The organism is Thermodesulfovibrio sp. 1176 (assembly GCF_029946585.1).
Classification (GTDB): domain Bacteria; phylum Nitrospirota; class Thermodesulfovibrionia; order Thermodesulfovibrionales; family Thermodesulfovibrionaceae; genus Thermodesulfovibrio.
Genome location: NZ_JARZRZ010000006.1, coordinates 41,722 through 57,219, shown reverse-complemented (window position 1 = coordinate 57,219; position 15,498 = coordinate 41,722). Strand labels below are relative to the sequence as shown.

Below are 15,498 nucleotides of genomic sequence, written 5' to 3'. Positions count from 1 at the left end.
AATGAAATTCATAGTATTAGCAGGAGGTTCAGGAACAAGGCTTTGGCCTCTTTCCCGAAAAAATTTCCCAAAACAGTTTTTAAAAATTCCTGCAAAAGACAACAGTGAGGCAGAAAGTTTTTTCCAGAAAACTATTAGGAGATTTTCTTTATTTCCCGATGGAGAAATTTTAATTATAACCAATGAAAAATATAAATTTTATGTTTATGGGCAAATAGAAGAAATAAAGAAAAAATTAAGAGAATCAATAAAAACAGAAGTAATTCTTGAACCAGTCCAGAGAAACACAGCTCCAGCAATAGCCCTTGCAATAAAAAAGGCATTACAAAAAGGAGTTCCCTCTGATGAAGTTTTCTTTGTAAGTCCCTCTGACCATTTAATTGACCCTGCTGAAAAATTTATAAATTATGTTAATGAATCAGAAAAGATTGCTAAGGAGGGATTTATTGTTACCTTTGGAATAAAACCAACAAGGCCAGAGACAGGCTTTGGCTATATTAAAGTTAATAATCCCGACGGAGAAAACAAAAATTTCTACGAAATAGAACAGTTTGTAGAAAAACCAGACATAGAAACAGCAAAAAAGTACATTGAAGATGGTCGTTATTATTGGAATTCAGGAATGTTTGCCTTCACTGCTGACCAATTAATTGCAGAGTTTAAAGAATATATTCCTCCTTTGGCAGAAATATTTGAAAAGCCCTATGAGCAAGTTTTAAGAAATTTTAAAGATTTACCAGATATATCAATAGACTATGCGGTAATGGAGAAAACAAAGAGAGGTGTTTTACTTCCCCTTGAAATTTTCTGGTCTGATATTGGTTCATGGGAAAGTCTATATGAAGTTTTACCAAAAGACAAAGACAACAATGCCAAGATAGCAGAAACAATAAATATATCGACAAAATCAACCCTAATATTAGGTAACAAAAGATTAATTGCCACCTTAGGAGTTGAAGACCTAATAATAGTTGAGACAGATGATGCTTTACTTATTGCTAAAAAGGGTGAGTGTCAGAAAGTAAAAGATATTGTAAATATATTATCGGAAAAATCCTATCCTGAGGTAGAAGAACATACAACTGTATACAGACCGTGGGGTAGTTTTACCTTACTTGAAAGAGGCTTAAGATATAAAATCAAAAGAATAACAGTAAATCCAGGAGCATCCCTGTCTTTACAGATGCATCATCATAGGTCTGAACACTGGGTAGTTGTAAAGGGAACAGCAAAGGTTTTAATCGGGCAGAATGAACATTTTGTTCATGAAAATGAATCTGTTTATGTTCCCAAAAGCACTCTTCACAGACTTGAAAATCCGGGAAAGATTCCTCTTGAAATTATAGAAGTTCAGGTTGGAGAATATGTGGAAGAAGATGATATAAAGAGATTAGAGGATATTTATGGAAGATCAGATATTCAGGGAATATGATATAAGAGGTATTTATGGAAAAGACCTTACCGATGAGACTGCTTATTTAGTCGGTAAAGCCTTTATTTCTTTGATAAAAAAAGACACAGGTAAAGAACCTGAAAAACTCTCTATTGGAATGGATGCAAGACTGCACTCTGAAAGATTAAAAAGATCCCTCATAAAAGGCATTACAGAAAGCGGAGTTAATGTAATTGACTTAGGAATGTGCCCTACACCACTACAATATTTTTCTCTTTTTAGGCTTCCTTTAGATGGCGGAATAATGATTACAGGAAGTCACAATCCATTAGAATATAATGGATTTAAATTAAGCATCGGAAAAGAAACGATTTTTGGAGAAAAAATCAAACTTTTAAGAAAAATTATCCTTGATAAGGACTTTATAACTAATGAAAAAAAGGGTACTGTGGAAACCTATGACATAATAGAAGACTATAAAAATTTCATGATAAATCAATTTCCTTCCTTTGAAGGAATAAAGTTAGTTATTGATTCTGGTAATGGCACTGCGGGACTTGTTGCTCCAGAGATTTTTAAAAAACTCGGTGCAGAAGTAATAGAACTTTTCAGCGAACCCGATGGAAGATTTCCTAATCATCATCCCGATCCTGTTGTTCCTGAAAACATTCAAATTTTAAGAGACACTGTTTTAAAAGAAAAAGCCCAAATTGGTATAGGTTATGATGGTGATGCAGACAGACTTGGTGTAATTGATGAAAATGGCAATGTCGTATGGGGAGATCAATTAATGGTCATATTTGCAAGGGAGCTTTTATCAAAAAATCCTCAGGCAAAGATAATAGGTGAAGTAAAATGTTCCCAAATTATGTATGAAGAAATAAAAAATATGGGTGGTATACCCATTATGTGGAAGACAGGACATTCATTAATAAAAAAGAAAATGAAGGAAGAGAATGCTCTACTTGCAGGAGAGATGAGTGGACACATATTTTTTAATGACCGATACTTTGGATATGACGATGCAATATATGCTTCTTTAAGACTTGTTGAGATTATGAAAAAAAACTTTAAACCTTATGGATTAAGCAAATTACTTGAGGTATCAAAAGTTGTCACTTTAGCCCCGAAATAAGAATAAATTGTCCCGATGACAAAAAATTTATTGTTGTTGAAAAATTTAAAGAGCATTTCAATAAATACGAATGTGTGACAATTGATGGAGTAAGGATTAATTTTCCAAAGGGATGGGCATTACTTAGAGCATCAAATACGCAACCTGTTTTAGTTTTACGCTTTGAAGCAGAAACAGAAGAAGCCCTTGAAGACATAAAAGCCATTGTTCATCAAAGACTTTTTGAAGTATTTCAATTTTATAAAATATTGTGATATACTTAAAAACTTTTACATTAAGAGGTGCTTTATGAAAAGATTTTTCTTGATAATTTTAATTTTTTTTCTTTTTGCACCAATTACAATTTATTCTCAGGAACTGCCAAAGATAACAGGTATTGAAATAAAGGGAATTAAAAGAATTGAGCCTGCAGCAGTCAAAAATAAAATCTCCATTAAACTTGGTGAAGAAATATCTCAGGAGAAAATTTCAGAAGATATAAAATCAATATATAAAATGGGTTATTTCGAAGACGTAAAGGTTGATATAGAACCCTTTGAAGGTGGTGTAAAAGTAATCTATACAGTTAAAGAAAAACCTACAATTGTAAAAGTTAGTTTTGAAGGAAACAAGAAATATGATGAGGACAAGTTAAAGGAAGTTGTGACAATTGTACCTGGTGCAATTGCAGATGTAACACTAATCAATGATAATGCTTTAAGATTAAAAGCCTTCTATGAAAGTGAAGGCTATTATTTTGCAAAAATTGTACCTGTATTGAAGAAAAAAACAGAAGAAGAAGTTGAATTAACCTATGTAATTGAAGAAAACAACAGAGTAAAAATAAAAGAGATCAAATTTGAAGGCAATAAAGCCCTGTCAAGCAGGAAAATTAAAAAGGTCATGGCAACTACTGAAAGGAAGTTTTATTCCTTTATTACAGGCAGTGGATTTTATAAAAAATATGAAATGCTTCAGGATCTTGAAAAAATTAAAGATTTATACCATGACAATGGATACTTAAAGGTTTCAATTGGTGAACCAAAACTTGAATTTTCACAGGATAAAAAATCAATGACCATTATAATTCCAATATCAGAGGGTCCGCAATTTAAAATTTCATCTTTAAAACTTGAAGGGATTAAGGATAAAAAGGAAGAAACAGAAATAAAGGGACTTATAAAAGTTAAAGCGGGAGAGGTTTTTAGCAAAGGAAAAATGAGAAAGGACATTGAAGCAATAGTTTCCTATTATTCTGATAGAGGTTATGCCCTTGCATCTGTAATGCCAGATGTTATTCCTAATGAAGAAAAATTAACAGTAGATGTAGTCTATAACATAAGACAGGGAGAAAAATTTACCATTGGAAGGGTAAACATCTCTGGAAATGTTAAAACAATTGACAAAGTTATAAGAAGAGAAGTAAGAGTTGACGAAGGTGAAGATTACTCTGCAAGTAAGATTCAGAAAAGTAAAAGGAGACTGGAGGACCTTCAGTATTTTGAAACAGTTGATATAAATCAAAAACCCGATGCCGATAAAAAAACTGTTGACCTTGATGTTAATGTTAAAGAAAAACCAACAGGCTTTTTAACAATAGGTGGTGGTTACAGTTCTATAGACAATCTCATAGGAATGGTAGATGTAACACAAACAAATCTCTTTGGTAGGGGATATTCTTTAACTTTAAGAGGAGAGCTTGGTGGGAAAAGTTCTTACTATACAATAGCTTTTAGAGACCCCTGGTTTCTTGATAAACCTCTTCTTTTTGGTTTCAACCTTTACAGACAAAAAAGAGAGTATGTTAACTATACAAGGGATGCAAATGGGCTTTCAATTACCTTTGGTAAAAGATATGGAGAAGACTGGTCTGCATCAATAACCTATGACATTGAAAAAACAAAAGTTTCAGATGTTGCTGAAGATGCTGATACAATAGTAAAAGATATGGAAGGGAATTTACTTACAAGCTCTATTACTTTTCAGATAGTTAATGATACCCGTGACAGTTACATTGACCCTTCAAAGGGAAGAAGACATTCACTGAGTTTTACTGTTGCTGGTTTAGGAGGAGATACAGGTTTTTGGAAAAGCTTGCTTGATCTTGGATGGTATATCCCAATATTTGAAGAATCAACCTTACATTTAAGAGGACGAATCGGTATGTCAGATAAACTCTTTGGTAAAAAATATCCCCTTTACGAAAGATTTTACATCGGTGGACTTGATACAATTAGAGGATTAGGTTATGGTGAAGCAGGACCAAAGGACAGCAAAAATGACCCAATTGGTGCAAAAAGAGCTATAATAGCAAATATAGAGTATCTATTCCCAATTGTTGCAGAGATGAAATTAAAGGGTATAATATTTTTTGACTTAGGAAAAGGATACGATGAAACTGAAAAATTTGGTTCAAATATTAAATATACAACTGGATTTGGTTTTAGATGGTTTTCACCGCTTGGACCTTTAAAAATTGACTATGGAATAAATCTTAACAGAAAAGAAGGAGAATCAAAATCAAAGATTGAGTTTGGATTTGGTTCATTCTTCTAAAAAAATAAGGAGGACTTAGAATGAGGAAGTTTATTACGGTTTTTTTAAGCTTAGCTTTTGTTTTAACCTTTGTTTCCTTTGTAAAGGCAGAGGTCAAAATTGGGTTAGTCGATCTTTACAGAGTTTTAAATGAATCAGAGGAAGGTAAAAAGGCTGTTTCAGAACTTCAAAGCTTGCTTGATTCAAGACAAAAAACCTTAGAAGAAAAGCAGAAAAAAATTCAGACTCTCAGGGAAGAATATGAAAAAAAGAAATCTGTTTTAAGTGAAGAAGCAAGAAAATCAAAAGAAGAAGAAATTGAGCGTTTAGGTAGAGACCTTCAGAGAACAGCAGCAGACTATCAGGTAGAACTCCAAAAAAAACAAAATGAAATAACACAGAGTATGCTTAAAGAAATAAGACAGATTATTAATGAATTTGCTCAAAAAGAAGGATACAACTTAATCTTAGAAAAGGCAGAACAGTTTATCATTTACAATACTCCCAACATAGATGTAACAGACAAAATCATTTCCCTTTTTAATCAGAAAACATCAACTCAAAAAGGGAAGAAATGAAACTTAGCCAAATAGCTGAGATTTTCAACGCTGTAGTTGAGGGAAATCCTCATATTGAAATTACAGGAGTAAGAGGACTTGAGGATGCTCAGGAAGGCGATATAAGTTATATTACATCGTCAAAACATATTGAAATAGCTAAAGAATCAAAGGCATCGGCATTTATTGTGAAAGAAAAAATAGAAAACATACAGAAAGCTCAGCTTATCGTTGAAAATCCTCAATTGGTTTTTGCTAAACTTCTTGAAATTTTTTATGTTAACCCCCATCCACATAAAGGAATCAGCAAAAATTCCTTTGTTTCGGAAACATCTAAAATTGGTAGCAATGTTACTGTCTATCCCTTTGTTTACATTGATGAAAATGTCACAATAGGTGACAATACAGTTATCTATCCCTTCACCTTTATTGGCAGGGATAGTTTCATAGGTTCTGACTGTGTAATTTATTCCAATGTAACAATCAGAGAAAAAGTAAAAATTGGAAGCAGAGTAACCATTCACGCAGGTACAGTAATTGGTTCTGATGGATTTGGCTATATTTTTCATGAGGGAAAACATAACAAAATCCCTCAGATTGGCGGTGTTGTTATTGAGGATGATGTTGAAATTGGCTCATCTGTGACCATTGACAGAGCAACAACTGGAAATACTGTAATAGGTGCTGGAACAAAAATAGATAATCTTGTTCAAATTGCCCACAATGTAAAAATTGGAAAACACTGTATAATCGTTGCACAGGTGGGAATTGCGGGAAGTTCAAAAATTGGTGATGGATGCATTCTTGCAGGACAGGTTGGAATTTCTGACCATGTAGAAATTGAATCTGGAACAATTATTACAGCCCAATCAGGAGTTATGCCAGGTAAAGTTCAAAAAGGAGTTTTTTCAGGCACACCTATTATGCCTCATAGAGAATGGCTTAAAGCAAGTGCCATATTTCAAAAACTTCCTGAAATGTATAAAAAATTAAAAGAATTGGAAGAAAAAATTAAAAAACTGGAGGGGAGAAATGATTGATATCAAAGAAATAATGAACATTCTACCACACCGATATCCCTTTCTTTTAGTTGACAGAATCTTAGAAATACAAACTAATGAAAAGGCAGTTGGTATAAAAAATGTTACCATTAACGAACCCTTTTTTCAGGGACATTTCCCCGGTAATCCTGTAATGCCCGGAGTATTAATAGTTGAAGCAATGGCTCAAGTAGCTGGTGTTCTTGCCTTTAAATCAGGAGTAGAAGGCACAGGAGTTTTATTCATGAGTATTGAAAAAGTAAAATTTCGTAAACCAATAATACCAGGGGATCAAATCAGATTTGAAGTAAATGTTTTACATAGAAGAGGCGATGTATGGAAATTTGCAGGATTAGCAAAGGTTGATGATAAGGTAGTAACAGAAGCGGAATTTACAGCTATGGTAACAAAATAAACAGGGAGAGAATATGTCTAAGAATATTCATAAAACAGCAATAATAAGTCCTAAAGCAGAGATAGAAAGCGATGTTTATATAGGTCCCTATTGTATAATTGGAGACAATGTTAAAATTGGTAAAGGTACACAGTTGATAAGTCATGTCCACATTGAAGGTAAAACTGAAATAGGAGAAAATTGCCAGATTTATCCTTTCACTACAATAGGATTTCCACCACAGGATTTGAAATACAAAGGAGAACCTACAGGTGTGAAAATTGGCAATAACAATATTATAAGAGAGTATGTAACCATACACAGGGCTTCTGTTTCAGGAGATGGATGGACAACAGTTGGATATAATAATTTTATAATGGCTTATGTTCATATAGCCCATGACTGTAAAATTGGAAACTCAGTAATATTGGCAAATCTTGCTACTTTAGCGGGGCATGTTATAGTGGAAGATTATGTTTTTATCGGAGGCATGGTAGCCATACATCAATTTACAAGAATAGGAGCCTATGCAATGGTGGGAGGCTTTAGCGGAGTAGGTCAGGATATACCACCATTTACAATGGCATCTGGGGCAAGAGCGAAGCTTTATGGACTTAACACTGTAGGTTTAAAAAGAAGGGGCTTTAGTGAAGAAACAATAAATACTTTAAAGAAAGCTTATAAAATTCTATTCAGAGACAAATTATCATTAAAAGAAGCCATAGAAAAAATAAACCAGGAACTTCCAGATATCCCCGAAATTCGGCATCTCATTGAATTTATTGAGGCAAATAAAAGAGGTATATGCAGATAGGACTAATTGCTGGAGCAGGTGAACTACCTTCAATCATTGCCAGAACATTAAAGGGAAAGGACTATTCTTTAACAATTGTTGCCTTAGAAGGGCTGGCAGATGAAAACTTAATTAAATATGCTGATAACTATGAAAAAATGAACATTGGAAAGGTTGGGAAAATTATATCTTTTCTAAAGAAAAATAATGTAAATGAACTGATACTTACAGGGAAAGTGCCTAAAAAAATTATCTACGAAACTGAAAGAATAAAGCCCGATATGAAAGCTTTAAAAATGTTATTCTCAGCAAAAATGAGAGGAGATAATGAACTTTTACAAATAGTTGAAAATGAACTTTTAAAGGAAGGAATAAAGCTTGTTGAATTAACTAAATACTGTCCGGAATTGTTAACTCCCCAGGGAGTTTTAACTAAAAAAAAGCCATCAAAAAAAGAGATGGAAGACATCTTATACGGTTTCAATATTGCAAAAAAAATTGGAGAGCTTGACATTGGTCAAACAGTGGTAGTAAAGGACAAGTCTGTAGTTGCTGTTGAGGCATTGGAAGGAACAGATGAAACAATACTTAGGGCAGGTAAATATGTTGAAGATACCGTTGTTGTAAAGGTAAGCAAACCTCAGCAAAATTTAAAACTTGACCCCCCTGCTGTTGGATTACAGACAATAATAAACATGAAGACTGCTAAAGCAAGAGTTTTAGCTTTAGAAGCAAAAAAATCTATTATAATACAGAAGCAGGATATGGTAAACAGGGCTAATGAATTTGATATCATAATAATAGGGTGTTAAATAAAATTGAACATTTTCAGCTCCATAAATGAAGGGTTAAAAACAGTCCATAAAAACTACCAGATATTGTTTATTCATTTTGCCTTTTTATTTGTAGCTTTTTTTAGTCTTTTTTTTATATTGAGTATTCCCTTAGGTGTTCTATTTGTAATTTTTGGAATTGACTTGACTGATATTCTAAAGGGAAGCTTTATTGAAATTATAATTTCATCAATAAATCTTTTAAAAAAATTCTTGATAATTGCCGTTGTTTTTCTCCTTAGTTTGGTAATCTACATCATATTTGTTATTAGTTTATGGATTTATATTTTTTCAGGGACCTTAGGAATAGTTTATCAATATCTTGAAAGAGGTATAATTTTTAATTTGAAAGATTTTCACCATTATGGTAAAAAATTTTTCTGGAAAATCGGGGCTTATTCAATTTTTTCTGCTCTTTTATTTTTTAGCTTCACCTTTATACTTGGTTTGATTAGTGATTTAAGCAGTTCATTTATTGAACTACTTAGACAATACAGCCATTCAGTTTACATATTTTTTAGTGTTTTCTTCTATTTAACAATATTAATCTCAGCCTTAATAGCATTTATTATATGGATATCATTTACGCTTATAGGTTATTATGGAATCGTAGCTAAAAATTTGACAGCCCTGCAAGCGATCAAAGAGACAAAGAAATATATATTACTTAATCCAAATAGTCTTTTTAGAGCCTTTTTATTATTCGTTATCTATGTATTAACAGGAGGATTTATTTTATCAATCGGCTCTATTATAGCAATAATTCCTACAGTAGGAGCTTTATTAGTTGCAGTATATCAATTTTTAACTCAATTTGCCCATATTTATATCACTATGGTTATATTTACTGCATACTTTGCCTATTACCTGCAAACTGGTGGAGATTTTTCCCAAGAAGCCACCCAGGGTTCTGATACTTATCAAGAAGTTCCTCTGCCACAGCAAGTTCCTCCTCAAGAATCTCCTCCTCAAGAATCTCAAAACCAAAAGACTTAAAACTTTTTTTTACATTGTCGATAAATTTATAAATCTCAAAATTTTCATAAAGTTCCTTTATTCCATAAATCCTGTTAAGATTGCCATCATCGATATTAAATACTTCTTTAATTAGCTCTCTGTTTACTTTCAAAGGAATTGTTCCCTGCTGTAAAAATCCATCAATCCATCTTTTCTGTGCTGATCCTACAATTTTAAATTCTTTATAACAAATCTCACCAAAGGAAGAACGAGCAAAGCACAAAGCACTTCTATTAGTAATTCTTTTTTCCCTACGAATCTCTACATTTAATCCAGATAGAATAAATGCATACCCTAATATTTGACTTATAATTTCATAACTTTTAAACAGACTTCCTTTAAAAATTCCCTCTTTTTTTGAAGAAAAACTGTATGTTAAATCGTCAAAATGAAAAATTCCTTTACCACCAGTGGGTCTTCTTACTATAGGAATATTTTTTTTACTGCAAAAATCAATGTTAACATCATTAATGTTCTGAAATTCTCCAATGGAAATCGAAGGGCTTTCCCATCCATAAAATCTAAAAGTAGGAACAACTTTATCTTTTCTTACGAATAAATTAACTGCCTCATCAATTGCCATATTAAGGAAGGCATTACAGATTTTAAAATTGATAAATCTGATTAACATTGAAAAATTATTTATATTCCTCTAAGATTATTTTGTGGTTAAGCAGTGACATCTCCTTTATTCTTCCCTTGAAAATCTTTTGTTCTCCAAAAATACTGCGCAAATAAATTTCATCTCCCTCTGGTTTCAATATATCAACTGCTTCTAAATATATTTCTTCCTTGCCATCTTTAATTATGTAAGCATTGGCTTCACACATTTAACTCCTCCTTTAAATGAAGGATTAATTTTTCCACAAGATGTGGAAGAGGTTCTTTTACTACACCTATTATATCAATATTTTCCTGCGTTACTGGTAAAAGAATTTTTTTTGCCGAAGAATTACATACAGCTTCTGCCATTTTTGCAGTTAATTCTCCCATCATAGCATTTGATACAATTATGCTTAAAGGACCGATTATTAAATCTACTTTTGTACAGTTCCATGATATGGCATTTTCTCCTGATGCTCCTTTATTTGCTTTAGCTTTCATCATATTGGCAGTTGCAGCAGCATTTGTTCCCAGTGCCAAAATTTCTATTTTGTCACCAAAGGCTTCTCTTAAAGCCTTAATGATATAACTTCCAATGCCACCACCCTGACCATCTATAACAGCAATTTTTAACATTTTTTAAATAATAAATTCATTCTCAGAAAATAGTCAACATTAAAATTTTTCCTGAAGTTGCCGATAGAGAAAATTATCTTTAAAGGTTTTGTCACCCTGAGGGACGAAGTCCCGAAGAGTCTCATTCTTTTTTCCCTCCTCTTGTCACCCTGAGGCGAAGCCGAAGGGTCTCCTTCCTCTGTGTCATTCCGAGGGACTCGATGTCCCGAGGAATCTCTCAAAAAGGATGAGATTCTTCGCTATCGCTCAGAATGACAAAGAAAAAGTGTAACAAAATGAGAGAGTAAAAGGCTCAGAACGACTGAAAAGAAAGATACAGAATGCCCATGCTGAATATCACATTTTTTTAATCTACTTTTATAATTTTTGTTATAATTAAATATGCCAGCAACACAAGAAAAAGATTTAGAAAAACAGATGGAACAATATCCTATAGTTACCTTTGCAGATATATTGCGCGCTCTTAAAAGTCATCCAGAATGGCTTGAAGAATTAAGGAAAATTATTTTAACTACAGAACTCCTTGAACTTCCAAAAAAATTTGATGAACTTTTGAAAAGAGTTGAAAAAATTGAAAGTGATGTAGAGATTCTTAAACAGGATGTGGCTATCCTTAAACAAGACGTAGCAATACTTAAACAAGACGTAGCAGTACTTAAACAAGACGTAGCAATACTTAAACAAGATGTAGAGATTTTAAAGAAAGACGTGGCTTATTTAAAAGGAGAATTTGGCAGATTCAAAGGAAAAGATTTTGAAAGAACAATAAGGGAAAAATATTATGCCTATTTCGGAAAACTTCTAAGAAAGACAAAACTTATTCAATTTGAAGAAATACTTCCAATCCTTGATGATGCAGAAGAAAAGGGCTTAATTACAGAAGAACAAAGGGATAGCCTATTAAGACTTGATATCATTGTAAAGGGACAAATTAAATCCACACAAAAACCTGTAGTTCTTGCAGTAGAGGTTTCATACAGTTTATACAAGGATGACATTGAAAGAGCAATTGAAAGAGCTGAAATATTAGCTCAACTTCTAAAAGAAGAAGTAATTCCAACTGTTGTCTCTGCTGAAACACAAGAGGATGCTGAAAAATTAGCCGATGAAAAGGGAGTGCTCCTCATAAAAACAGATTATTAGCCTAATCATATAAGAGCTCCACAACTTTTTTCATATCCTCTGGCAAAGGTGATTCAAACTTTAGATTCTCACCAGTTACAGGATGTTTAAACTCAATTCTCCATGCATGAAGCATCTGTCTTAAAACAGGTATTTTTTTATTCCCCTTCTCAATATATGTTTTCCTTCCATAGGTTCTATCACCTAAAAGAGGATGTCCAATTGCTGAAAAGTGAACTCTTATCTGATGGGTTCTTCCAGTAATTATTTTAACTTTTACAAGAGTGTAATTTTTAAAATTTTCAAGTACCTGCCATTCTGTAATAGCTTCTTTAGCCCTCTTTGCCTTTGTTGACATCTTTTTTCTATCATTTTCTGCTCTTCCAATTGGAAGAGTTATCGTACCCCCTTCCTTTAACTCGCCATAAACGATTGCCAGATATTCCTTCTTTACTTGTCTTTTTTTGAACATTTCAACCAATCCATAATAGGCTCTGTCATCAAGGGCAATAACAATCACTCCTGAAGTATCCTTGTCAAGTCTGTGAACAACTCCTGGTCTTAGTGGTGCACCAATATTTGCAAGTTTTTTAAAATGATAGGCTAAAGCATTAAGAAGAGTTCCCTCTTTATGTCCAGCACAGGGATAAACAACCATACCAGCTGGCTTTGACAGAACAACTAAATAATCATCCCTATAGATCAGCTCAATGGGAATATTTTGTGGAATTAATTCTTGGTTTTCTTCATTTAGTTTTAATTTATCTTCATAAATCTCAATAAAATCACCGGGCTTTAATTTATAACTTTTCGGTTTTGCTGAATTATTTATTTTGACATAACCCTTTTCTATCAATTCCTGAGCCTTGGCTCTGCTTATGTTCAGCTTTTCAGAGACAAATAAATCAACTCTTTTCCCCTCATCAAAACTTTCAATACTAAAGCTTACACTCATAATCCCAATTTTTTCCTTAAAAACTTACCTGTGTATGATGACGAATTCATGGCAACCTCTTCAGGTGTTCCCTCTGCAACAATGTATCCTCCTTGAGTGCCACCTTCAGGACCAAGATCTATAATGTAGTCTGCACATTTTATAATGTCAATGTCATGTTCGATAACTATAACTGTGTTTCCATTTTCAACAAGTCTTTGAAGAATACTAAGAAGTCTCTCTATGTCAATCATATGAAGTCCTGTTGTAGGTTCATCAAGGATATAAAGGGTTTTTCCCGTTGCCTTTTTACTTAGTTCCTTAGTGAGTTTAACTCTCTGTGCCTCACCACCTGAAAGGGTTGTTGCAGGCTGACCAAGTTTTATATATCCAAGCCCTATATCCTCCATCAATTGCAATTTATGTTTTAGCCTTGGAACAGCTGAAAAAAACTCTAAAGCCTCTGAAACGGTCATTTCAAGAATATCACTTATACTTTTGCCTTTGTATGTAATCTTTAGGGTTTCATCATTGTATCTTTTTCCTTTACAACTATCACACATTACATAGACATCAGGTAAAAGGTGCATTTTTATTCTCTTCATTCCATCCCCCTGACAGGATTCACAGCGGCCTCCTGAAAGGTTAAAGCTGAATCTTGATTTTGTATATCCCCTAATTCTTGCCTCTGGAAGCATTGCAAATAACTCTCTTATCTCGTTCATAACTTGTGTGTAAGTAGCAGGAGTTGACCGAGAAGTCCTTCCAATAGGAGACTGATCAATGCATACAACTTTGTCTATCTGTTCAATCCCTTCAATTGCTCTAAATTTTCCAGCAACTATATCAGAACCATAAAGTTCCCTCATTAATGCCTTGTATAAAATTTCAAAAATCAGAGTACTTTTTCCAGAGCCTGCCACTCCTGTAACACAAAGGAAAACTCCAAGAGGAATTTTCACATCTATATTTTTTAAATTAAACGCCTCTGCACCGTATAATCTGATAAAACCCTTTGGTTTTCTTCTTTCTTTAGGTATTTTAATTCCTTCTTTCTCCGAAAGATACTTACCTGTAATTGAAGAAGGATTGGAAAGTAATTTCTCAGGGCTTTCTACAGTTACTAAATAACCACCCTTTTCTCCACCTTCAGGACCTAACTCTACGACTAAATCCGCATTTTTAATAGTAGATTCATCATGTTCTACAATTATAAGAGTGTTTTTTTTCTCTTTAAGCTCCTTCAAGCTTTCTATCAATTTACTAAAATCCCTTGGATGAAGTCCTATACTTGGTTCATCTAAGACATATAAAACACCACTTAGATGGGAACCAAGCTGTGTTGCAAGCCTTATTCTTTGTGCTTCACCACCTGAAAGACTAAAGGAGGGTCTATTAAGACTTAAATAAGAAATCCCAATTTTTTTTAAAAACTGTAGCCTTACAAATATCTCCTTTATGATTCTATCGGAAACCTTTTTTTCATAGGAACTTAGAGAGAGTTCTCTAATAAAAATTTCAAGTTCATCAAGGGTAAGATTTGAAAGCTCTGCGATATTTTTTCCATTTATCTTTACAGCAAGGGCTTCCTGTCTCAATCGATTACCATTGCAGAGTGAACAGGTCTTTAGACTAATCTCGTCAATTTCCTCTTCTTCTGATTCAATATTTTCGAATCCTAATCCTCTACACTTAGGACAGGCTCCGTATTTACTGTTAAAAGAAAAAAGTTTTGGCTCAATATCAGGTAGATTTATTCCACAGCTCGGACATGAAAGAAGAGAGCTGAAAATTAAATCTTTATCTTCTTCAACAATATTCACTACAATTGTATTAGAATGTTTGAGTGCTAACTCCAAAGCCCGTCTTATTTGTTTTTTGTAATTTTCCTTTACGATGATTCTGTCAACAACAAGTTCTATTGTATGTCTGATATTTTTTTTAAGCGATATATCCTGTGTTAAATCAACAATTTTACCATCTATTCTCGCCCTTATAAACCCTTCAGCCCTTGCTTTTTCAATTTCTGCCCTGTGTTCTCCTTTTCTTTCTATTACAATAGGTGATAGAACCTGAATTTTTGTTCCTGCAGGCAAACTCAAAAGTGTATCAATCATTTTATTTATATCCTGTGAATGTAAGGGTCTGCCACATTTAGGACAAAAGGGTTTCCCTATTTTGGCAAAAAGAAGTCTCAAATAATCGTAAATCTCAGTAATAGTTCCCACTGTTGAACGAGGACTTTTTGAAATAGTTTTCTGGTCAACAGAAATAGCAGGAGAAAGCCCTTCTATATAATCAATATCAGGTTTTTGAATTTGTTCAAATATTGTTCTTGACTCAATTGGCAGGCTCTGTAAATATCTTCTATGGGCTTCTGCAAAAATTGTATCAATTGCCAAAGAAGACTTCCCTGAACCAGAAGGTCCTGTAATTACAATTAATTTGTTTCTTGGAAGAGACAAATTAAGATTTTTCAGGTTGTGCTGTCTTGCACCTTTGATTACAATGTAATTTTGAGACATCC

General features: G+C 33.3%; 15 protein-coding genes. 10 read left to right on the top strand and 5 right to left on the bottom strand.

What is annotated here, in order from left to right:
• The first annotated feature begins 1 nt into the window (after position 1).
• From QI155_RS10130 to lpxI, 9 genes are read left to right on the top strand one after another with little or no spacing between them, the layout of a single operon-like run.
• Entirely contained in the window at positions 2-1,432 is a 1,431-nt protein-coding gene (locus tag QI155_RS10130; protein WP_068859590.1) for a mannose-1-phosphate guanylyltransferase/mannose-6-phosphate isomerase, read from the top strand.
• Positions 1,404-2,528 (top strand): phosphomannomutase/phosphoglucomutase, encoded by a 1,125-nt coding sequence (locus QI155_RS10125; RefSeq protein WP_281321539.1) that lies wholly within the window; start codon positions 1,404-1,406, stop codon positions 2,526-2,528. The genes QI155_RS10130 and QI155_RS10125 overlap by 29 nt, the downstream gene beginning before the upstream one ends.
• On the top strand, positions 2,498-2,782 hold the full coding sequence (locus QI155_RS10120; RefSeq protein WP_348650835.1) for a hypothetical protein: 285 nt from the start codon (positions 2,498-2,500) through the stop codon (positions 2,780-2,782). Before QI155_RS10125 ends, QI155_RS10120 begins: the two co-directional genes overlap by 31 nt.
• Before the next feature lie 34 nt (positions 2,783-2,816).
• Complete coding sequence (gene bamA / locus QI155_RS10115; protein WP_068859587.1) at positions 2,817-5,063, top strand: outer membrane protein assembly factor BamA; 2,247 nt, start codon at positions 2,817-2,819, stop codon at positions 5,061-5,063.
• 20 nt (positions 5,064-5,083) lie between these two features.
• The gene (locus QI155_RS10110) at positions 5,084-5,620 is read left to right on the top strand and encodes an OmpH family outer membrane protein (RefSeq protein WP_068859585.1); all 537 of its coding nucleotides are present in this window, start codon (positions 5,084-5,086) and stop codon (positions 5,618-5,620) included.
• Positions 5,617-6,639, top strand: coding sequence for a UDP-3-O-(3-hydroxymyristoyl)glucosamine N-acyltransferase (gene lpxD, locus QI155_RS10105; protein WP_068859583.1), 1,023 nt, complete (start codon positions 5,617-5,619; stop codon positions 6,637-6,639). Before QI155_RS10110 ends, lpxD begins: the two co-directional genes overlap by 4 nt.
• Complete coding sequence (gene fabZ, locus QI155_RS10100; protein WP_068859581.1) at positions 6,632-7,054, top strand: 3-hydroxyacyl-ACP dehydratase FabZ; 423 nt, start codon at positions 6,632-6,634, stop codon at positions 7,052-7,054. Before lpxD ends, fabZ begins: the two co-directional genes overlap by 8 nt.
• Before the next feature lie 13 nt (positions 7,055-7,067).
• Positions 7,068-7,847, top strand: a complete 780-nt coding sequence (gene lpxA / locus QI155_RS10095; protein WP_068859579.1) for an acyl-ACP--UDP-N-acetylglucosamine O-acyltransferase — start codon at positions 7,068-7,070, stop codon at positions 7,845-7,847.
• The gene (gene lpxI / locus QI155_RS10090) at positions 7,838-8,638 is read left to right on the top strand and encodes a UDP-2,3-diacylglucosamine diphosphatase LpxI (protein WP_068859577.1); all 801 of its coding nucleotides are present in this window, start codon (positions 7,838-7,840) and stop codon (positions 8,636-8,638) included. The genes lpxA and lpxI overlap by 10 nt, the downstream gene beginning before the upstream one ends.
• Positions 8,639-9,503: 865 nt before the next feature.
• On the opposite strand, the gene QI155_RS10085 is transcribed toward lpxI, so the two are convergent.
• The 3 genes from QI155_RS10085 to QI155_RS10075 are packed head-to-tail and all read right to left on the bottom strand — an operon-like array spanning position 9,504 to position 10,915.
• Positions 9,504-10,307, bottom strand: coding sequence for a hypothetical protein (locus tag QI155_RS10085; protein ID WP_068859575.1), 804 nt, complete (start codon positions 10,305-10,307; stop codon positions 9,504-9,506).
• A gap of 7 nt (positions 10,308-10,314) precedes the next feature.
• Positions 10,315-10,506: a CooT family nickel-binding protein gene (locus tag QI155_RS10080; RefSeq protein ID WP_068859572.1), complete on the bottom strand. Its 192-nt coding sequence runs from the start codon at positions 10,504-10,506 to the stop codon at positions 10,315-10,317.
• Positions 10,499-10,915, bottom strand: coding sequence for a DUF3842 family protein (locus QI155_RS10075; RefSeq protein ID WP_068859570.1), 417 nt, complete (start codon positions 10,913-10,915; stop codon positions 10,499-10,501). Before QI155_RS10075 ends, QI155_RS10080 begins: the two co-directional genes overlap by 8 nt.
• Positions 10,916-11,296: 381 nt before the next feature.
• Here QI155_RS10075 and QI155_RS10070 point away from each other — a divergent pair, with 381 nt between their 5' ends.
• Positions 11,297-12,058, top strand: coding sequence for a hypothetical protein (locus tag QI155_RS10070; protein ID WP_068859568.1), 762 nt, complete (start codon positions 11,297-11,299; stop codon positions 12,056-12,058).
• Position 12,059: 1 nt separating this feature from the next.
• Here QI155_RS10070 and QI155_RS10065 read toward each other — a convergent pair whose 3' ends face one another.
• Positions 12,060-12,992 (bottom strand): RluA family pseudouridine synthase, encoded by a 933-nt coding sequence (locus QI155_RS10065; protein ID WP_068859567.1) that lies wholly within the window; start codon positions 12,990-12,992, stop codon positions 12,060-12,062.
• On the bottom strand, positions 12,989-15,496 hold the full coding sequence (gene uvrA / locus QI155_RS10060; RefSeq protein ID WP_068859564.1) for an excinuclease ABC subunit UvrA: 2,508 nt from the start codon (positions 15,494-15,496) through the stop codon (positions 12,989-12,991). The genes QI155_RS10065 and uvrA overlap by 4 nt, the downstream gene beginning before the upstream one ends.
• Positions 15,497-15,498: the final 2 nt, after the last annotated feature.

What these genes read in the sequence shown, in the direction of transcription:
- QI155_RS10130 (WP_068859590.1), top strand. Translation starts at nt 2, where the DNA reads ATGAAATTCATAGTATTAGCAGGAGGTTCAGGAACAAGGCTTTGGCCT.
- QI155_RS10125 (WP_281321539.1), top strand. Translation starts at nt 1,404, where the DNA reads ATGGAAGATCAGATATTCAGGGAATATGATATAAGAGGTATTTATGGA.
- bamA (WP_068859587.1), top strand. Translation starts at nt 2,817, where the DNA reads ATGAAAAGATTTTTCTTGATAATTTTAATTTTTTTTCTTTTTGCACCA.
- QI155_RS10110 (WP_068859585.1), top strand. Translation starts at nt 5,084, where the DNA reads ATGAGGAAGTTTATTACGGTTTTTTTAAGCTTAGCTTTTGTTTTAACC.
- lpxD (WP_068859583.1), top strand. Translation starts at nt 5,617, where the DNA reads ATGAAACTTAGCCAAATAGCTGAGATTTTCAACGCTGTAGTTGAGGGA.
- fabZ (WP_068859581.1), top strand. Translation starts at nt 6,632, where the DNA reads ATGATTGATATCAAAGAAATAATGAACATTCTACCACACCGATATCCC.
- lpxA (WP_068859579.1), top strand. Translation starts at nt 7,068, where the DNA reads ATGTCTAAGAATATTCATAAAACAGCAATAATAAGTCCTAAAGCAGAG.
- lpxI (WP_068859577.1), top strand. Translation starts at nt 7,838, where the DNA reads ATGCAGATAGGACTAATTGCTGGAGCAGGTGAACTACCTTCAATCATT.
- QI155_RS10085 (WP_068859575.1), bottom strand. Translation starts at nt 10,307, where the DNA reads ATGTTAATCAGATTTATCAATTTTAAAATCTGTAATGCCTTCCTTAAT.
- QI155_RS10080 (WP_068859572.1), bottom strand. Translation starts at nt 10,506, where the DNA reads ATGTGTGAAGCCAATGCTTACATAATTAAAGATGGCAAGGAAGAAATA.
- QI155_RS10075 (WP_068859570.1), bottom strand. Translation starts at nt 10,915, where the DNA reads ATGTTAAAAATTGCTGTTATAGATGGTCAGGGTGGTGGCATTGGAAGT.
- QI155_RS10070 (WP_068859568.1), top strand. Translation starts at nt 11,297, where the DNA reads ATGCCAGCAACACAAGAAAAAGATTTAGAAAAACAGATGGAACAATAT.
- QI155_RS10065 (WP_068859567.1), bottom strand. Translation starts at nt 12,992, where the DNA reads ATGAGTGTAAGCTTTAGTATTGAAAGTTTTGATGAGGGGAAAAGAGTT.
- uvrA (WP_068859564.1), bottom strand. Translation starts at nt 15,496, where the DNA reads ATGTCTCAAAATTACATTGTAATCAAAGGTGCAAGACAGCACAACCTG.